Origin of the sequence: Acinetobacter sp. 1294596 (genome assembly GCF_000582925.1) — a bacterium.
GTDB lineage: Bacteria > Pseudomonadota > Gammaproteobacteria > Pseudomonadales > Moraxellaceae > Acinetobacter > Acinetobacter radioresistens.
In genome coordinates this window covers 88,644-106,381 of the sequence record NZ_JFCC01000002.1, presented here as the reverse complement: position 1 = coordinate 106,381, position 17,738 = coordinate 88,644, and the positions used below count along the sequence as shown (strand labels likewise).

General features: G+C 42.5%; 18 protein-coding genes and 1 pseudogene. 8 read left to right on the top strand and 11 right to left on the bottom strand.

What is annotated here, in order from left to right; translation table 11 throughout:
• Positions 1–9 precede the first annotated feature (9 nt).
• From J502_RS01820 to serA, 3 genes are all read right to left on the bottom strand, one after another.
• The gene (locus tag J502_RS01820; protein ID WP_034682903.1) at positions 10–891 is read right to left on the bottom strand and encodes an EamA family transporter; all 882 of its coding nucleotides are present in this window, start codon (positions 889–891) and stop codon (positions 10–12) included.
• Positions 892–986: 95 nt separating this feature from the next.
• Positions 987–1,892 carry an EamA family transporter gene (locus J502_RS01815; RefSeq protein WP_034682901.1) on the bottom strand — a complete coding sequence of 302 codons (906 nt, stop codon included), beginning with the start codon at positions 1,890–1,892 and terminating at the stop codon, positions 987–989.
• 108 nt (positions 1,893–2,000) lie between these two features.
• Positions 2,001–3,233 carry a phosphoglycerate dehydrogenase gene (gene serA, locus J502_RS01810; RefSeq protein ID WP_034682898.1) on the bottom strand — a complete coding sequence of 411 codons (1,233 nt, stop codon included), beginning with the start codon at positions 3,231–3,233 and terminating at the stop codon, positions 2,001–2,003.
• A gap of 400 nt (positions 3,234–3,633) precedes the next feature.
• On the opposite strand from serA, the pseudogene J502_RS01805 reads away from it, so the two are divergent.
• From J502_RS01805 to craA, 3 genes and pseudogenes are all read left to right on the top strand, one after another.
• Positions 3,634–5,043: pseudogene (locus tag J502_RS01805) on the top strand (D-2-hydroxyglutarate dehydrogenase).
• A 78-nt stretch (positions 5,044–5,121) separates the two neighbouring features.
• Positions 5,122–5,487 carry a hypothetical protein gene (locus J502_RS01800; RefSeq protein ID WP_005024332.1) on the top strand — a complete coding sequence of 122 codons (366 nt, stop codon included), beginning with the start codon at positions 5,122–5,124 and terminating at the stop codon, positions 5,485–5,487.
• A 408-nt stretch (positions 5,488–5,895) separates the two neighbouring features.
• Positions 5,896–7,125 carry a chloramphenicol efflux MFS transporter CraA gene (craA, locus tag J502_RS01795; RefSeq protein ID WP_005024335.1) on the top strand — a complete coding sequence of 410 codons (1,230 nt, stop codon included), beginning with the start codon at positions 5,896–5,898 and terminating at the stop codon, positions 7,123–7,125.
• Between the two features lie 74 nt (positions 7,126–7,199).
• Here craA and sodC read toward each other — a convergent pair whose 3' ends face one another.
• The 3 genes from sodC to J502_RS01780 form a co-directional block, all read right to left on the bottom strand.
• Positions 7,200–7,748, bottom strand: coding sequence for a superoxide dismutase family protein (sodC, locus tag J502_RS01790; RefSeq protein ID WP_034682897.1), 549 nt, complete (start codon positions 7,746–7,748; stop codon positions 7,200–7,202).
• A 109-nt stretch (positions 7,749–7,857) separates the two neighbouring features.
• The gene (locus J502_RS01785) at positions 7,858–8,976 is read right to left on the bottom strand and encodes an AI-2E family transporter (RefSeq protein ID WP_005024339.1); all 1,119 of its coding nucleotides are present in this window, start codon (positions 8,974–8,976) and stop codon (positions 7,858–7,860) included.
• Between the two features lie 127 nt (positions 8,977–9,103).
• Positions 9,104–9,748 (bottom strand): AAA family ATPase, encoded by a 645-nt coding sequence (locus J502_RS01780; protein ID WP_005024342.1) that lies wholly within the window; start codon positions 9,746–9,748, stop codon positions 9,104–9,106.
• Between the two features lie 123 nt (positions 9,749–9,871).
• Between J502_RS01780 and J502_RS01775 the strand changes: the two genes are divergently transcribed.
• Together J502_RS01775 and J502_RS01770 are read left to right on the top strand one after the other, a co-directional pair.
• Positions 9,872–10,342, top strand: coding sequence for a Holliday junction resolvase-like protein (locus J502_RS01775; RefSeq protein ID WP_034682895.1), 471 nt, complete (start codon positions 9,872–9,874; stop codon positions 10,340–10,342).
• A 143-nt stretch (positions 10,343–10,485) separates the two neighbouring features.
• Entirely contained in the window at positions 10,486–11,046 is a 561-nt protein-coding gene (locus J502_RS01770; protein ID WP_005018223.1) for a hypothetical protein, read from the top strand.
• Between the two features lie 142 nt (positions 11,047–11,188).
• On the opposite strand, the gene J502_RS01765 is transcribed toward J502_RS01770, so the two are convergent.
• Together J502_RS01765 and J502_RS01760 are read right to left on the bottom strand one after the other, a co-directional pair.
• A complete protein-coding gene (locus tag J502_RS01765) occupies positions 11,189–11,770 on the bottom strand; it encodes a hypothetical protein (RefSeq protein WP_034682893.1) in 582 nt (193 codons plus the stop codon).
• Positions 11,771–11,804: 34 nt separating this feature from the next.
• The gene (locus J502_RS01760) at positions 11,805–12,587 is read right to left on the bottom strand and encodes a class I SAM-dependent methyltransferase (protein ID WP_034682891.1); all 783 of its coding nucleotides are present in this window, start codon (positions 12,585–12,587) and stop codon (positions 11,805–11,807) included.
• Positions 12,588–12,712: 125 nt separating this feature from the next.
• On the opposite strand from J502_RS01760, the gene J502_RS01755 reads away from it, so the two are divergent.
• The 3 genes from J502_RS01755 to J502_RS01745 all read left to right on the top strand — a co-directional run bounded on the left by J502_RS01755 (position 12,713) and on the right by J502_RS01745 (position 15,451).
• Entirely contained in the window at positions 12,713–13,981 is a 1,269-nt protein-coding gene (locus tag J502_RS01755) for a hypothetical protein (protein WP_034682888.1), read from the top strand.
• A gap of 201 nt (positions 13,982–14,182) precedes the next feature.
• The gene (locus J502_RS01750) at positions 14,183–14,401 is read left to right on the top strand and encodes a hypothetical protein (RefSeq protein WP_005018228.1); all 219 of its coding nucleotides are present in this window, start codon (positions 14,183–14,185) and stop codon (positions 14,399–14,401) included.
• Positions 14,402–14,497: 96 nt separating this feature from the next.
• Positions 14,498–15,451 carry a 2-hydroxyacid dehydrogenase gene (locus J502_RS01745; RefSeq protein ID WP_034682886.1) on the top strand — a complete coding sequence of 318 codons (954 nt, stop codon included), beginning with the start codon at positions 14,498–14,500 and terminating at the stop codon, positions 15,449–15,451.
• Positions 15,452–15,600: 149 nt separating this feature from the next.
• Here J502_RS01745 and J502_RS01740 read toward each other — a convergent pair whose 3' ends face one another.
• From J502_RS01740 to J502_RS01730, 3 genes are all read right to left on the bottom strand, one after another.
• Positions 15,601–16,086, bottom strand: a complete 486-nt coding sequence (locus J502_RS01740) for a hypothetical protein (protein ID WP_034682884.1) — start codon at positions 16,084–16,086, stop codon at positions 15,601–15,603.
• 219 nt (positions 16,087–16,305) lie between these two features.
• Positions 16,306–16,695 (bottom strand): hypothetical protein, encoded by a 390-nt coding sequence (locus tag J502_RS01735; protein ID WP_034682882.1) that lies wholly within the window; start codon positions 16,693–16,695, stop codon positions 16,306–16,308.
• Between the two features lie 71 nt (positions 16,696–16,766).
• Positions 16,767–17,720: a COG2958 family protein gene (locus J502_RS01730; RefSeq protein WP_171072005.1), complete on the bottom strand. Its 954-nt coding sequence runs from the start codon at positions 17,718–17,720 to the stop codon at positions 16,767–16,769.
• Positions 17,721–17,738: the final 18 nt, after the last annotated feature.

Here is a 17,738-nt window from a genome sequence, read left to right as displayed (position 1 = left end):
ATTGGGCTTTTAGAAATCGGTGACCGGTTGGCGTGAGCGTTTGCTGGTTCCTACCGTTACACCAACTGAGGCAAGCATAATGCAGCCAAGCGCGACCCACTGCCAGGTATTAATCTGTTCTTTTAACAGGACCATGCCAGCCAGCGCAGCCAGTGCAGGCGAGAGACTGGAGAGGGTACCATAGCTAAGTTTACTCAGGCTTTTCAGTGCCAGCAGATCCAGTGCATAAGGTATAGCGGTAGCCAATAAGGCAACCATAAGTACTTTACCCCAATGCTGGGTTTGCACTAGTGCAGGAGCATCCTGATATAATCCGATAGGCAAGAGTGCCAGTGCTGAGATAATAATGGCAATCGTCAATGCATGCATTCCAATATTTTGCTGTACTACTTTTTGACCAAAATAAATATAAATTGCCCAGCAGAAGCCGGCCCCCAGTGCACAGGCAGCTCCAAATACTGAAAAATTCTCGGCATTGGCACTGCCCCAAGGCACCATCAGTACAATTCCAATAATAGCCAGTAATACCCAGATGTAGTCGCTACGGTATTTGACCGACAATAAAGCCAAGCCTAGCGGTCCTGCAAACTCCAGCCCAACTGCAATACCTTGAGGAAGTTTATCTAGTGACAGATAAAACAGAATATTCATCAGGCCAAGTGATGCGCTATAGCAGAGCAGATCACGCCACCGTAAATAAGGCAGTCTTGAAATGATGCGCCAGGAACGAAACATGAGAGTTACGAGTATAGCGGCAAAACACAGCCTTAAAATAGTTACAGTCAGCGGATCCAGAACTGAAAAAAGCTGTTTGGCAAAGGATGCACTGATCTGATAGGAAATCATGGATAAAACCATGAATAGCACAGCAAGCAAAGATGAGTTTGACATAGGCGCGCGTGATCAGAGCATTTACCCAGATCGTAAAGAAAGAAATAGAGTCTATTATAACCAAAGCCCGGATAAATAGAGCTGGGAAAAAATACCTAGTTTGAAGAAGCCGAGGAATCTTTAGCTTGGGCGCGTAGGCGCGCGCGTTGAGTTGTTACTGTACAGCCAATTGAAGCAGCAATAATAGTTGCCAATGCGAGCCACTGGCTCCAGAGCAGCTGTTCACCCAGAAATAAAAAACCTGAAAATGCAGCAATCGCAGGTTCCAGACTCATTAAAGTACCAAAGCTAAGTGCAGTCAGATTACGTAGTGCAATCATTTCTAGAGAAAAAGGCAAGGCACTGGCCAGTATGGCAAGGACAATAAAAGAACCTATATGAGGTAATTCAAATGCACTAAGAGTGGCGGGTGTAAACAGTAAAGCGGCTGGAAGCAAACAGCATGTGCCGACCATCATGCCCAGGCAGACCGTATGATTCCCTGAAATACCCGAAGGTTTTTGCCCTGCAATAATATAGACAGCCCAACAGGCGCCGGCCCCTAATGCATAAGCTATACCTAACAGATCAAGTGACTGCTGCGTTTCATCTAAGGGTAGAAGTAATAAAAGGCCTAATACCGCAAGGCCGATCCAGATAAAATCATAGCGCTGACGGGCAAAAAACAGAGCTACACTCAAAGGGCCAATAAACTCAAAAGCGACTGCAATTCCTAATGGTAACCGGGCTATAGATAAATAAAACAGCAAGTTCATGCCAGCTAGTGCCAGTCCATAACTCAAGATGGCTTTCCAGCGGATATTCCTGAGATTAATTTTCCAGATTTGAAACACTGCAGCCAGAATGAGTGCACTAAACATTAAACGCAGTGCTGCCACAGTAATGACCGGAAACTCACTGATCAGTACTTTGGCAAATGATCCGCTACCCTGTACTGAAAGCATCGCCAGTATAAGAAGCAACAGAGCTTGTAAATGCGGTGCCTGTTTTATATTAAGCATGAAAAAAAGACTGGAGTAATCAAAAGGATAATATCAGGTTCACTATAGGACTGGCACAAAGAAAAAGCCACAACCTCACGGTTGTGGCTTTGTCAGTATTTGTACGGATCAGAACAGTACACGAACGCGGATTGTGCCTTCTACTTGATGCAGAGTATCGAGTGCTTCTTGAGATGCAGAAGCATCTACATCCATCACCAGATAACCTACGTCACCTTTGGTCATTAATGACTGGCCTGAGATATTAATATTATGCTCGGCAAACAAAGTATTGATTTTTGACAGAACGCCAGGCACGTTTTTGTGAATGTGTAGCAGACGGTGTTTGCCTTCGGTCAGCGGTAAGGCAATTTCTGGGAAATTAACTGCAGAAAGTGTCATACCTTTATCAGAATAGGCCACAAATTTTTCAGCTACTTCCAAACCGATATTTGCTTGTGCTTCCATGGTAGAGCCACCAACATGTGGTGTCAGGATCACATTATCAAGACCACGCAGTGGAGAGACGAACTCTTCTCCATTTGCTTTTGGCTCTTTCGGGAATACATCCACAGCAGCGCCAGCAATATGGCCAGATTTAATAGCATCGGCCAGATCTTCAATCACCACACAGGTACCGCGTGCTGCATTTAAAAAGATTGAACCCGGCTTCATTTTTGCAAACTGTTCTTTTGTGAAGAAATTACGGGTAGATGGAACGTCTGGTACATGTAGAGACACTACATCAGCAGTTGCAAGCAACTCATCTAAAGAGCCTATCTGACGGGCATTACCCATAGGCAGTTTAGTTACTACATCATAATAAATAACTTGCATGCCTAGGCTTTCAGCCAGAACAGAGAGCTGTGAACCAATTGAGCCGTAACCCACAATACCTAAAGTTTTGCCACGTGTTTCAAATGAACCGTTGGCAGATTTATTCCAGCCACCACGATGACAGGAAGCAGATTTCTCAGGCACACCACGAAGCAGCAGAATGGTTTCTGCCAGTACCAGCTCTGCTACAGAACGGGTATTTGAATAAGGTGCATTAAATACCGGAATACCACGTTCCATTGCTGCTTTTAGGTCAACCTGGTTGGTACCGATACAAAAACAGCCAACCGCGATAAGCTTGTTGGCTGCTTGGAAAATCTCTTCGGTCAACTGCGTGCGAGAACGTATACCGATGAAGTGGGCATCTCTGATCGCTTCCTTGAGCGCTTCGCCTTCAAGCGCAGTCTTGCGATAGTCAATGTTGGTATAACCTGCAGCATTTAAAGTGTCGATCGCGTTTTGGTGAACGCCTTCTAGCAACAAGAAACGAATTTTATCTTTAGGAAGTGAAAGGTGTTGGCTCATTACCGCTCCGCTACAAAGGCCAAATTTAGTGGCAGTATGATAACATATTGGTCGCCCTATAGACATTTGCTTTATGACTGCCTCAGTGGATATTTTCCTGCTTTATGGTCGCTAGGCTGGTTTTATAAAACGCCAGCATGCCAAACATAACCTGAAAACCTGCTGTACTTATATAAATGGTGTTGTGACAGTATATTTTTAGCATGCTTTATCCCGGCCTGACTTAGGGGTAAAATGTAAGCGCTTTTAATACCGGAATGAAAAAATTTCACGGTTTTTTCATCTTGTCCAAAGCAGTGCTTCTATTTCATGATCAGATTGTTGTTCTTTAAATTTTATTGAAAATGAAGCTTCTATAGTGCCGCACTTCTAATCTATTTCTTGCTAGGTCCGCAAAACGATGAATGCTCCAGTTACTTTAGCACCTGAATTATTGACCCAACTTTCTGCAATTGTTGGGGAAAACCGTATTAAAACCGATGCTGCCAGTCTGGATGCCTGGGGCAGGGACTATACCAAGCATTTTGAACCTAACCCGTCAGTCATCGTTTTTCCATCCAGTACAGAGCAGGTTCAGCAAGTCGTCAAGCTGGCCAATCAGTTTAATATTGCGATTACCCCTTCAGGGGGGCGTACCGGGCTCTCTGCTGGAGCAGTAGCAGCCAATGGTGAAATCGTGGTGAGCTTGGATAAAATGAACCAGGTACTGGAATTTTTTCCGGCAGACCGGATGGTACGGGTACAGGCGGGGATTGTAACCGAGCAGTTGCAGTCTTATGCAGAAGAACAGGGGATGTACTATCCGGTTGATTTTGCTTCTTCAGGTTCATCTCAAATTGGCGGCAATATCGGTACCAATGCAGGCGGTATTAAGGTTATTAAATATGGCATGACTCGTAACTGGGTGTTGGGCCTGACTGTAGTAACTGGTAAAGGTGATATTTTACGCCTGAACAAAGGTATGATTAAAAATGCAACCGGGTATGCCTTGCAACATCTGTTTATTGGTGGAGAAGGTACATTGGGGCTGGTAACTGAAGCTGAAATCAAGCTGGAACGTCAGCCACAAGACTTACAGGTCATGGTACTGGGTGTGCCAGATTTTGATGCGATCATGCCTATTCTGCATGCGTTCTAGAGCAAGATCGATCTGACAGCATTTGAGTTCTTTGGTGAACTGGCAATGCAGAAAGTGCTAGCCCATGGTCGTGTACAGCGTCCATTTGAAAGCCAGTGCCCATTTTATGTTCTGCTTGAGTTTGAAGCACCTTATGAGCCAATCATGGATAAGGCAATGGAAATCTTTGAACATTGCATGGAGCACGGCTGGGTACTTGATGGTGTGATGAGTCAGACTCTGGACCAGGCACAAAATCTATGGCGTCTGCGTGAAGATATTTCCGAGTCAATTGCCCCATTTACTCCCTATAAAAATGATATTTCAGTATTGATCACGCATGTACCGGCGTTTATTAAGGAAATTGATGCAATTGTTCAGGCCAATTATCCAGATTTTGAAATCTGCTGGTTTGGGCATATTGGCGATGGCAATCTGCACCTGAATATTTTAAAACCTGAAAATCTGAGTAAAGACGAGTTCTTTGCTAAATGCCAAGTCGTTAACAAATATGTATTTGAGACCGTAAAAAAATATGATGGTTCAATTTCTGCCGAGCATGGGGTTGGAATGACCAAAAAGCCTTATCTCGACTATAGCCGTTCTGCTGAAGAGATTGAATATATGAAGGCCCTTAAAAAAGTATTTGATCCGAATGGTATTATGAATCCGGGCAAACTGTTTGATCTTTAAGACTACATAGCTTTAATAGTGTAAACAAAAAAAGCGTAGCACAATGGCTACGCTTTTTTTGCTGAAGGGGAACATGCAATGTTAAGAGTTTTTATTTTATCTTCGCTGTTACTGGGCGTGATGAGTGGCTGCGCTACAACCAGCAAGCTCATGAACTTTAAGTCTGATACACCTATACAGCAAGTTTTACAGGAGCGTCCCGAGCTGCTCAAAGATCTTGCTACAGTAGAAATACGCCAGTTTTTTAATAATATTGAGCGTCCGACAGCAGCTCAGGTAAAGGTTACTGAAACCGGCTTAAAAGATGATTCGGTCCGTTCAGTTCGCACTATTTATAGTTTCAAACATATTGAAAATAACTGGGAACTGGTAAATACCCAACGTTCATACCAATGCATGCGTGGTAAAAATACCAAGTCTTTTCAGGCTGCTCAGTGTCCCTGAAAATATATAACTGATCTATAGAGATAATTCGGCTAAAGGTGGATCCGCTCGATATAGCCTTATTTTCTGGAATGGGTGGATCACTGTAAAAAATATAATTATTTATTTTTCTTAAAAGAAGACTGCTACACATAAATTTTGCGGCTGTAAAATTCACAGTATTTAAGATTATTCTCTGTTAGACTATACTGACTTGACCAAGTGGGTGTACTTGGTGAAGTCATAAAATCTCACATCATTATTTTTATCTTGCTAGACACTTTGTGAATACAGTGTTCTAAGTCGCTGCTCTCAAGCGCATTTTCTAAAACTTAATTTTTAAATACTCAGTGCTTGTCATTGGGCTGACGTTTATCTCCCAAAAAATGATACTCAGCCTTAAAAGCCGATAAAGATATGTAGATAACAATGCAAAATATTCAAACCACCACATTGAGCCGCGCTACGCTCATGTTCCCATTGGCTTTGGTCCTGTTCGAATTTTCAGTGTATATCGGCAATGATCTGGTCCAGCCGGCAATGCTTGCTATTACTAGAGACTTCGGAGTCAGCAGTAGCTGGGCACCTTCTTCAATGTCATTTTATCTATTGGGTGGCGCCTGTGTTGCATGGCTTTTAGGACCACTTTCAGACCGTCTTGGCCGCAAAAAAGTTCTGCTCTCTGGAGTATTATTCTTTGTAGTGTGCTGCCTGCTGATTTTATTGACGCAACGTATTGAAACTTTCCTGGCCCTGCGTTTTTTACAGGGCATTGGCCTGACGGTAATTACCGCAGTAGGCTATGCTGCCATTCAGGAAACTTTTGAAGAGCGTGACGCGATTAAGGTCATGGCACTCATGGCCAATATCTCCTTGCTGGCACCTTTGCTTGGCCCTATTTTGGGTGCTTTTTTAATTGACCATGTTTCTTGGCACTGGGGTTTTATCGGTATTGCCTTGCTGGCATTTTTAAGCTGGTTTGGTCTGAAAGCTAAAATGCCGGAGTATAAGCAGAGTATTCCTAAACAGCCGATCAGCTATATTCTTTATGATTTCAAAAAGGTTTATCAGGATAAGCATTTTTTAGGCTTAACATTCGCTTTACCGATGGTCAGCATGCCGCTGATGTTATGGATTGCACTCTCTCCAGTCATGCTGGTCGAAGAACTCGGACTCAGCAGTCTGCAATATGGCATGGCACAGTTTCCGGTACTTGGCGGTCTGATCCTGGGCAATATTGTACTGATTAAAGTGATCGACAAGCTGGCATTAGGAAAAACAGTACTTATAGGCCTGCCTATTATGCTATTCGGTACTTTTATCCTGCTTCTGGGCGTGATCTGGCCAGCATATTTTTTGTGGAGTCTGATCATTGGAATGACCTTGATCAGCTTTGGAGAGGGACTGAGCTTTTCTGTTCTTTACCGGTTTGCCCTGATGTCATCACAGGTTTCTAAGGGAACAGTTGCAGCCGCAGTATCAATGCTATTGATGTTCAGCTTCTTCATTATTATTGAGCTGGTTCGTATGCTTTACGAGCAGTTTCATTTATTGGGATACAGTCTGGCATGTCTTGTACTGATTGCGCTCTGGTTTACATTTCCACGGATGCTTTTAAATAAAGTAATGCAGCGGCGTCAGCAGCAGGATCTGAATTAAATACCCATTAAGTAGGCAATAAAAAATATGGACATCTGTTGAGATGTCCACATTTTTTTTATAGGAGCTATATTCTATTTAATTACACCACAGGCAATACGCTCACCACCACCACCAAGCGGTTTAGGGTGATCTGAATAGTTATCACCACCTGCATGTACCATGACCGAAAGTCCTTGGATCTGGCTCAAGGTCAGACGCGGTGCTAGCAAGGTCTGATTAGCTTTCCCGTTGGAATCTACCGTAACAGCGGGCAGGTCCCCCAGATGACCAGTGGTTGGAGTACCATGACCTGTACCTGTCGGGTTAAAATGTCCACCAGCAGCCTGGGCGGCAGTCATTTTTCCGTCTTTCATCGCTGGTTCGCATGAGCCACGTTCATGGATATGGAAGCCATGCTGACCTGAAGGCAGACTAGACAGATTGGTCATGACTATAAGCCCCTGCGGACTGTCATGAAAGGTAACTGTACCGATTTTACTACCCACACCTTCAGGTGAAACAGCATGTACAGTAACGGTCTGCTGTTTGGCTGAATTGTGATGATCCATGGTAGTACAACCTACCGATACCGCCGCAGTCAGTGCACAAAGCGCGCTAACTTTAAATAGGGAGGGAAACATACAGTGCATCCTGATTGTGACTATTGTGCAGTCCAATTCAAGCAAAGCACTATTCAATACACAATCAGCATTAAGTATGGTCTTGTATAAGTTTATTAACTTTAATCATTTACGGTGATTTCGGCGGCTCTTCATCATTTAAGATTTCATAGGCCAAAGAAGCATCCGGCACAGGTTCGGGTTCAGTGGTTTCATGCAGCCATTCACGCCAGATTGCCAGTATTACGGCTAAGATTACCGGACCAATGAATAGACCAACCAGGCCAAAACTGGCGACTCCACCTAGAACCCCAAACATGATAAGCAGGAAAGGGATTTGAGTCGCACCAGAGATTACCAGTGGTCGAATAACATTATCTGATGTACTGACAATACAGACACCCCATGCAAATACACCAATGGCTTCTACCGTCTGTCCCTGTGAAAATAGCCAGAGAGCAACCGAGCCATAGGCGACCGGGGTACCAAATGGAATTAATGCCAGTAAGAAAGTTGCAATAGTCAGGACCATTGGATTAGGCACCCCCGCTACTACATAACTTAAGCCAGCCAGGATTGCCTGAGCAATTGCAGTTAGACCCACACCATAAACTACGGCACGGGTAGTTTCTGAAATAGTGTCCATATAATGATGGATACGTGGCCCAATTACTTTTTCCATGGCTGTACTGACCTGTCTTAAAATAGTCTGTCCGTCACGGTAAAAAAAGAATAAGGACATGATCGCAAAACAGAGTTTAATAATATTTTTGCTAATTTCATTCAGGACGAAACGGCCATAACCTAAATGACCTTGGATCCAGGCAGCTACATTTTGGGTAATGGACTGCGGGTCAGTATTTAGCTCTTTTAAGGTCCGGGTAACTTCTTTACCAATGATAGGTAACTCGCGGATAAAATCAGGTACAGAAACATGACCGGAAAAAATCTGGCGTTGCAGCTCGTAATACAGGTTACGGCCTTCATGCTGCAAAATGAAAATAGCAAAGGTCAGGGGAATACCAATGACCAGAATAATCAGAACAATCATGACAGACGCACTGATACTTGAACGCTGCCCGCACATCCGCTGGATAGACAGATAAAGTGGCCAGGTCATATAGGCGATAATTGCTGCCCAAAGGACCGGTACAATAAAGTATTTGAGCACATGGAAGCCCAAAAATACCAATATAAAAAACAGTCCAAATAACAAAACCCGCTGTAGGGTTGGAGCATATTGTTGCACTGATTTCTCTGATCTTTGATAGCCGATTAATCATATTAACCGAAAATACTCACCGGGGAAATGAATGCCGGGTGTAGGTCCGTGAATAAATTACACGATATAAAAAGAACGGATAGCAGCTCAAAAATCAGAACCACTCGGTTGGATCTTCAATAATGCTATCCAGAACCGGTTGCCACTGAGCTTGTAAAACCAGCAGATTTTTCTGATATTTATCAAATATAGCCAACCCCTGCATGGCCTGTTTGGCATAAGCTGAACGTTCTGCAATCCAGGCTACAGGTTCCTGTCCAACTTTTTGAAAAAAGCTTTGCATATCCTGCTGATTACTTTTTGGTGACTTGATCCGGTTTGCCAGCAGCAGAATTTTTACCTTGCCTTTTTGTATCCGCCTGATCTCTTGGAGATGTTTTAAAAAACGCCGGGTACTGTCAATATCAAAAAAAGAAGGTTGAAGCGGAACAATAATATGCTGGCTTTCACGGATCAGCTGTTCAGCATGCTCTCCACGTAATGCACCGGGCGCATCAATAATTAAATAGTCCAGGTCTGCGGGAGCTTCACCGATCTGTTTTTCTTTTCGCCAGTCTAGAGCAATAATTGGCGTGGCTGTTTCAGGTCGTAGCTTTAGCCATTGTAAGGCTGACTTCTGGTAATCTGCATCTGCCAGCCCGACCCGATAACCTTTTTGGGAGAGTGCCGTGGCTAAAGTGATTGCTGCAATGGTTTTTCCACAGCCCCCTTTCTGGTTGGCAATCAATATTGTTTTCATTCACTTTAGTACAATGATCTATCTCTACCCTAGCTTAGCAGCTTTTTATGTGAGAAATGTGACACATGACAAAAGTTGTAAGACTCTATACATTACTATGCACATGAAATATGAGGAATATATATGTCAATCTGGATGGCCATGCTGATTGGTGCCTGCATCGGTGTGGTAGTTGCCACTTTCATTTTGTCAAATACACGTAATGGACGGATCAAGGCGGAATATGAACAGTATATTGCCGAGCTAGAACGTGAACACCAGAAGGCACTGACTCATGCACAAAAGCGCAGTGTAAACACTAGCCGTGCAGTCCTTAAGGGTAAAATGGCCGAACAGCTGGCTCCAATCCTGCCTGAGTTCCAGTATTTGCCGAGCGATGCCAAATTTTTAGGGGACCCAGTGGATTATGTGGTATTTGATGGCTATACCGACTTTCGTGATGGCGAAGGCCGAGCAGATGAAATTCAAGTAGTGCTGATTGATATTAAAAGTGGAAATGCACGCTTAACCAAAGGCCAGCAGGCAATTGCTCAGGCAATCCGTGACGGGCGGGTACGTTTTGAGACCGTGCGTATTGATTTTGATGAAGTATAGCGCTTAGACTCGCGTTTAAATAAATAGAGTCAAGACAAAATCAAACTTAAACCATGCTGATTGTTACTAAAATTTGATACTCTTTTCATATTTTCTTCTTCTAATATAGAGTTAAGAAACACGCTGATTACACGGGGAAATTGATGTCAAAACGCTTAATATGTAGTGTATTACTGGGCTTATGGGTAGGACAGGCCAGTGCATCGACCTCTGCTGAATATAATATTGCTAAAGGATTGGCACCTGCTGTAAAAGATCAGTCTATTGCAGTACTTAAACCTTTCGCTGGTGATTTCCGTATATTAGGTTCAAAAATCTATACTCATGATGAACAAGCCAAATTTTCCCCAATTGATTATGCAGTCAGTTGGGGAATGTTTGCCGAGCCGGAAATTGCCCGGCGTATCAGTGTGAACCAATATGACCGTTTCCTGAACTGGAAAATAGACAAGCTTCCAGTACCACCGAAACAGGCCATGCAAATGGTATCAAATATGCATATTATTCCAGCCAATCCTAAAATTGCCCAAGAAATTAAGAAAGTGAAACGGGGTGATCTGGTCCGTTTACATGGCGAGTTGGTTGAAGTGAAGGATAAAGATTTGGTCTGGACCTCATCACTTACTCCAACTGATTTGGGAGAAGGGGCTTGTGAATTATTTCGAGTAAACTCGATTCAATGGATCGAGAAAGTCAGAAGTTAAATTTAAAGTTGTTACGAAATTAAATAAAGGAAGTTTAATCCAGGCAACATATACCCGACTTCAGAATAATGCAGTCGGATATATGTTTTCGGGTTTCAGAGGTATAATTACCAAGAATTATATATTTTAGCTCTGCCTTTTTTTACTGCTGTTTTGCAGGTTCAGAAAATGGTGGCTGTGATTGTTTGCTGGCAGTTTGCTGCTGGTTTTTCCAGTGCTTCAATTGCTCTTGCGCATGTAAATAATCGCCTAAGCCCTGTACCTGATTGTTATTACCTTTCTGTTCAGGTTGCTGTTCAAGTAATTTGGCCTGATTATCCCAGTATTCTGCATGTAATCCCTGAATATAGCGACCCTGCTCAGTTTTTAAGTCCAGTTCACGCAACATATTACGTGCTGACTGAATATGCTCGCGTTTGCGCTGCTGCTCAAATTCTTCAGTGAGCGAGCCTTCCTGACGCATTTTACCAAGTTCTTCCTCCAGTTCGTCACTCATGGCTAAAAAACGGCTTTCATAGTCTTCCAGTAGCTGAATATCGTGAGCATCATTCGGAGTAGCCGGAAATTGTTTAACTGGAGGCGTTTCCAGCTGTTTCATGACTTCTGCATCTTCCTGCTGTTGCTGCGAAAGATCACCAGTTTCCGGGTTTTCCTTTTGGCAGCCGCCCAGTAAGAGGCTTGAACAGAACATCAGAGGTAAAGCGAGACGGGCTGTTTTATTCATATGTACTCCCTCATTTTAAACATGATTTTTTCAGTTATTTATAACTGACTTTTTTAAAGCTATAAGCATAAGTTACATATGGAAATTCAATTTCATCCTGAGGTTGCTTGTTAGTATAGTGCCGGACGGTTTCTTCAAACTGCTGTTTTAGGGCCCGCTGTTGAGACTCTGACATGGCTGCAATAAAGCTGGTCGACAGTAAACGTTTGGATACCACCTGTTCTACCGTACCTTTTTGTACTTGTGATAAAACCTTGACCTTTTCCAGCTGAAACAGAAACTGGTTATCAAAAACTTCTTTCCAGTGACCACTATGATAGCGTGGGGTAGTTCCTTCAAATGGCGCAATCAACTCAGCCAAGGCACGCACCCATTCAACTTCAATATCACGCTGGTTCCAGACCAGTCCCAGATAACCTGCCGGTTTAAGCACCTCATAAATTTCATTCAGGCTCTGAATATCAGCAAACCAGTGAAAAGATTGTGCACAAAGTACGGCATCCTGACTCTCATTCCCTAAAGGTAAATGCTGTGCGGTGCCCGGTAATGCGACAACATCCGGATAATGTTTTTCCAGCTCTGCGAGCATTTCTGCAACAGGTTCAACCGCAGTAATATGAGAAGTTAAAGTCTGTAAATATGGTAAAAATTTGCCTGTACCTGCGCCCAGATCGACGACATACGACGATTGACTTAAATTCAGGTCATTCCTTAGCCAATCAATTACCTGTTTAGGATAGCTGGGCCGTACCTCCTGATAAAGTTGGGCCGCCTGACTAAAGCCTTTTTGTGCGGCAGGATGTAGTGAATGTGTCATATTTTGCGCTTTTTAATTTGAGTGACCTCGATAAAATAAGATACTGAGCAAATTGGCTCAGGCAAAGGCCTTATTGTTTTCATTTTTATAGGAGAAGTGTAGGCGCTACGGTGCCTCATAGGCGAATGGACAAGCAGATAGTTTTTGAAGACGACGATATCCGGGTAATTTTTCTAAAAGGACATTCTCGTGAACTGGTTTTTTCCTTTGGTGACTTAATTACCAAAGCTAATGGTATGTCAATTAATGCCGAGAAATCTCTTTCTAAATATGACTACAACATTATTGGAGTCATGCCCAAGCGGAAATCATGGTTTCCGGCAGCTAGTATGCAGGCCATGCTGGAACAGATACAGCCTATTTTAGCGCAGTTCGACTATGTAGCTGGATATGGCGGCTCAATGGGGGGTTATGCTGCGATAAAATATTCTCGCTTGCTTGGCATGAACCGGGTCATTGCTTTTGTTCCGCAGTACTCCATTAATCCAGATGAAGTCAATGACCGCCGTTATAGCGAGTTCTTTGATGCTGAACTGAATGCCAATATGCGGATTGAACGCTCTGATATTGCGCCAGATAGTGAGTATATTCTGGTTTATGACCCATATTTTGAAGCTGATCATGAACATTATTCAAAAATTCAGCCCCTAATTCCGCAACTGCATACTATTCATTTACCGTTTACCGGCCATGATGCCTTGGCTGTACTGGCCAGCTCGACCCTGCTAAATGACTTTATTTCACATGAATGGGACCAGCAATATTTTTATAAACAGGTGCGTGAGGTTAAAAAGAACAGTAAATTCTATTACCGTAATGTTATTGCCAGGTTCCTGCCAAAACACAGCGCCAAACTTGGAAAAATCCTGAAAAATGGTGAATTCCAGCTCGACGGGCAATATCTGGATGCTCAATTAAAGCAGCTGATTACCCGAACCTTGCTGACCAACAAGCAGGTAAATGAGCAGGACCTGTTGAAGCTGGGTATTAAAGTCAACATGCCACATGATCAGGAGCAGCGCAGCCTGTTGCAGGACTGCCATCAGGCCTATCTGGTATTTAATTTAATTACTCAGAAGCTGGAAAGCTATAGTCAGGATGCGATTAGTCTCAATAACAAGTATCTGATCTCTCTACAGGCGAAAGAAACTGGTCTGCTCAGTGTTGATCTGAACAATGAGCGCTATATGGTGGTAATGAATGACCGCCGTATTATGCGGCTGGTAAAAGAGCAAGATGCACTTTCTCCAGACATGAGTCCGATTGTTCTAAAAAAATATCCGGATTTTTATGTACTCAGTTATAAAAACCTGAACCTGAGCTGTGATGAATATGGCAATTGCCATTTTTCTGTAGAACACGTTCAAAATACAGAGAAATTTGTGGTGGTCTAAAGGCCAGATTAATCTGTTAGCCGGTCTAAGCCTTCATGGTTTAGCCCGGCTTTTTTGGGTCTGTAAATAGCTGGAATTTAAATAGGAAAGTTACCTGATCTTACAAACTTGCTTTATTCTGTATGTGGGCTATAGTCGGGATTCAGTAATAGGTTTTTTGTAAATACCTAAATTTAAAGAAAAAAGATAAGGAGTGTAGATGTGAATGTTTATCCATCTTTGCTGTTTAGCTTAATATTTTTATTCCCTGGCTTCGCTCATGCGGGTGCAGTACATACACCGCATCTGGTTTTTGGTCTGGGAGTCATGGTAGTGCTGACTTTCGCGCTATATGTCTTAAAAGAGGCCTGGCAATTTTATAAAAGCCATCAGCACAAACCAGTGATTAAAAAACGCAAATTTCTGGCACCTGAAATTTAACACTAAAATTGTAGGCTAAGGATCATCTCTTGCATTGCTCTGGAATAAACATGGACGAGCTGTTTAAATAGAGTAGAGTCGCAGGAGATGAATCCAATGAAAGCCGTATTTCTAGACTTTAATTCACTGAACCAAAATGATCTCGAGATCAGCCGTCTTCAACAACAGTTTGACCAGCTGACTTTACATGCAGTTACTGCACCAGATGAAATTTTGGAGCGTGTACAGAATGCCGATGTCATTATTACCAATAAAGTCAGAGTAAATGCCGAACTGATTCGTCAGCTTCCTAAGTTAAAACTGATTCTGATTTCTGCTACCGGCACCAATAATGTAGATCTGAGTGCGGCCCGTGAGCATAACATCGTGGTCTGTAACTGTCAGGGCTATGGCACACCGGCTGTTGCTCAGCATACCTTATTGCTTATGCTGAGTCTGGCAACCTCCTTTTTAAAATATGACCGTGCGGTACGGACCGGTGCATGGAACAAGGCCGAGCAGTTCTGTTTGCTCGACTTCCCGATTGTTGAACTGGCTGGAAAGACTTTAGGAATTGTAGGGTATGGCGAACTTGGACAGGCTGTAGCCCGGCTGGCAGAGGCATTTGACATGCAGGTCAAGATTGCCTCTTTACCGTGCCGTCCGGGGGGGACTGACCGGATTCCATTAAAGGAGCTGCTGCCGCAAGTTGATTTTCTGAGTCTGCATTGTCCTTTAACCGAACAGACCCAAAACCTGATTGGAGCAGCAGAGCTGCAACAGATGAAACCTACCGCTTTTCTCATTAACTGTGCACGTGGTGGACTGGTGAATGAGATAGCATTGGCCCAAGCCTTAAAAGATGGTGAAATCGCCGGAGCTGCCAGCGATGTACTCACCGTTGAGCCACCTAAACAGGGCAATATTTTACTGAATAAGGATATTCCAAATCTGATTATTACACCGCATTCTGCTTGGGGAAGTGTTCAGGCGCGACAGCGTATGCTAGAGCAGCTTGCTGAAAATACTGAAGCCTTTAAACGAGGCCAGCCTATCCGGCAGGTCAATTAGTAAAGAGTTTTAACCAGCCAGCCCATTCCAAAGCATGGGCGTTGCATACTGCTAATTTCTTTTAATATTTTTGCTCAAATATTGTGTAAGCCTGTTAAGCATGTAAAGAAAGGTGTTAGCTCAATATATTTATTTAACCCCACGCAAGTTTAAAGTTCTGTGATTGCATAGCTGGTAGCGCCTGAATGGGGTTGTGAGGGCGCTGTAGTTTGGGAAGCTGTCGATGACTGGCTTAGAGGTTGCTGAATAATAGGCGCCGGTTGTTGCGGTGTACCACCCAATGCTTCTCGGGAGCTCTGGATTCTCTGGTTAGCTTGTTGAGCTGCCTGCTGTGTTCCCTGATCCACCTTTTGAATAGTAACTGAGGCAACAGATTTGGTGTTGTTCCAGGCGCGGTCGACATCTGGTTTAATTCTGGCGATACTTTTTTCAGTCACCTTTCCCACTTTCTCCGCAGTATTGATTACGCCTTCTTGTGCTTTATAGGCAAATACATGCAGCAGATTTGGGTTCTCACCATAAGGTATGACCGGTTTAGTAATCTGTGAAGAGGTCTGAGTAGAATTCGCTTGGGCGAGGAGTGGTACAGCGCCCATAAGAGCGATGAGCAAAAGTATTGGAGTTTTAATATTCATTAAGAATCGACCTCGAATTTGTTAAAGAGCGGTCTGAATGTTTTAGTGTAGCGGATGATGTTTTAAAAACAATGAATATCCTGTGAAGAATCGCTAAAGAAGGATATTGCAGTATCTTATAATTATTTTAATTTAAAAAAGATATAAACGGTTATACAGCGATTTATGCAGCAACGTCATAGAGGATGCCCTATCTTTTATAAAAACAGGGCGAGTTTGCTAGTTACATTGATCTAGCGCTTCTTTGGCAAAATGATCGCGCAGGGTAACAAAGTTCTTTTGAACATTCGCATCATGCAGGTTAAATTTTTCTGCTTTGCTGGTGCCATCACGCTGGAATGTGGCCGAACCGGCATTCATTAATCCCATACCTTTAAATGACCACTGCTCCACAACACGGTTCTCACCAATATCACCTGTAAATTCAATCACGCATTTATCAAGGAATTTGGTCAGTTTTGCCTTGTTGTTAGTAGTTGCCGGAACAACTTCAAGATTTTGTACTTCCTGTAAAACGCCAAGATCAAGCTGAGGAATTTTTGGGGCTGAGCTACAAGCTGTAACTGCGATACTCGCAAGACCCGTCAACATGAGTGTTTTAAATGTCATATGATTCTTTCTTGTTGAGTGTTGTTAGTTTGAGTATATGAAATATATAGTGAAATGCCTATAGTCATACATTATCTATTCCAATCTTGAGGACGAATACGGCCTGTTTGATAGTAAATAGAAACAAGTTCTATAAAATTTTTAAAATCAGAATTTTCATTTAATATTCGATTAATGGACTGCCAATCAACCTCTGGTCTACGACGAGCAGGTAATAAAATTTCACTTTCACTTGGATTTTCAGGAATTAGAAGTATTACCCCGATACCGTGGAGGGCAGAAAGCATCCGAAGCTCTTCTTCAACCTCACTCGTAGATATTGATGTTGCGACTAAATATCCTTCATTAGCCCAACTTGAATTACTCACAGCCTGAAAAAAACTACTACGAATATTACTGCTATTTAGTTCCTTCTTGACTTCAAAAGACCATAGACGAACATTTTGACCAGAGCTATGTTTTACACAGGTTCTAATTAATTCATTCCAACGGTCATCTAATGCTTGCATAGCAACAACGTCAGGATGTAGCCATTGATTTCCATTCTGACCACGGGAATTTTTTGAACGTTTCTCATCAATTCTAAGGCAGTTTAGATTAAATTCAGAATTTAAAAACTCAATAAGAATTGGATAAAGATCATGTTCAGATAAATGATCTAATTTAATAATAGGTAAGTGAACTTCAGCATCAATATTTTCAGAATTAAAAATAGTATTAATTTCCCGTGTTAATTCATATGTTGAATTAGGATCAAACCAGAATTGTCTTGGACGAGGTTGATCACGTATATGAATATGCGGCGATACCTTTAAAATACTAGTTTTTGCATTACTACTAATTTCACGAACAATTTGTTGTACAAAATCTGAATTTGATTCAAATCGATGATTTAATCTTTTTTGTTCGTAATCTTCAGGAAAAAGCTGAATAATAGCCTCAGCTATTTCACGTGATGTAAATTTTTGATTTGGGTAAGATTTTAAAAATTCTACAACTTTTTGCGATTGTGATAATTTCATTATATTTAAAAAAATAAAAAC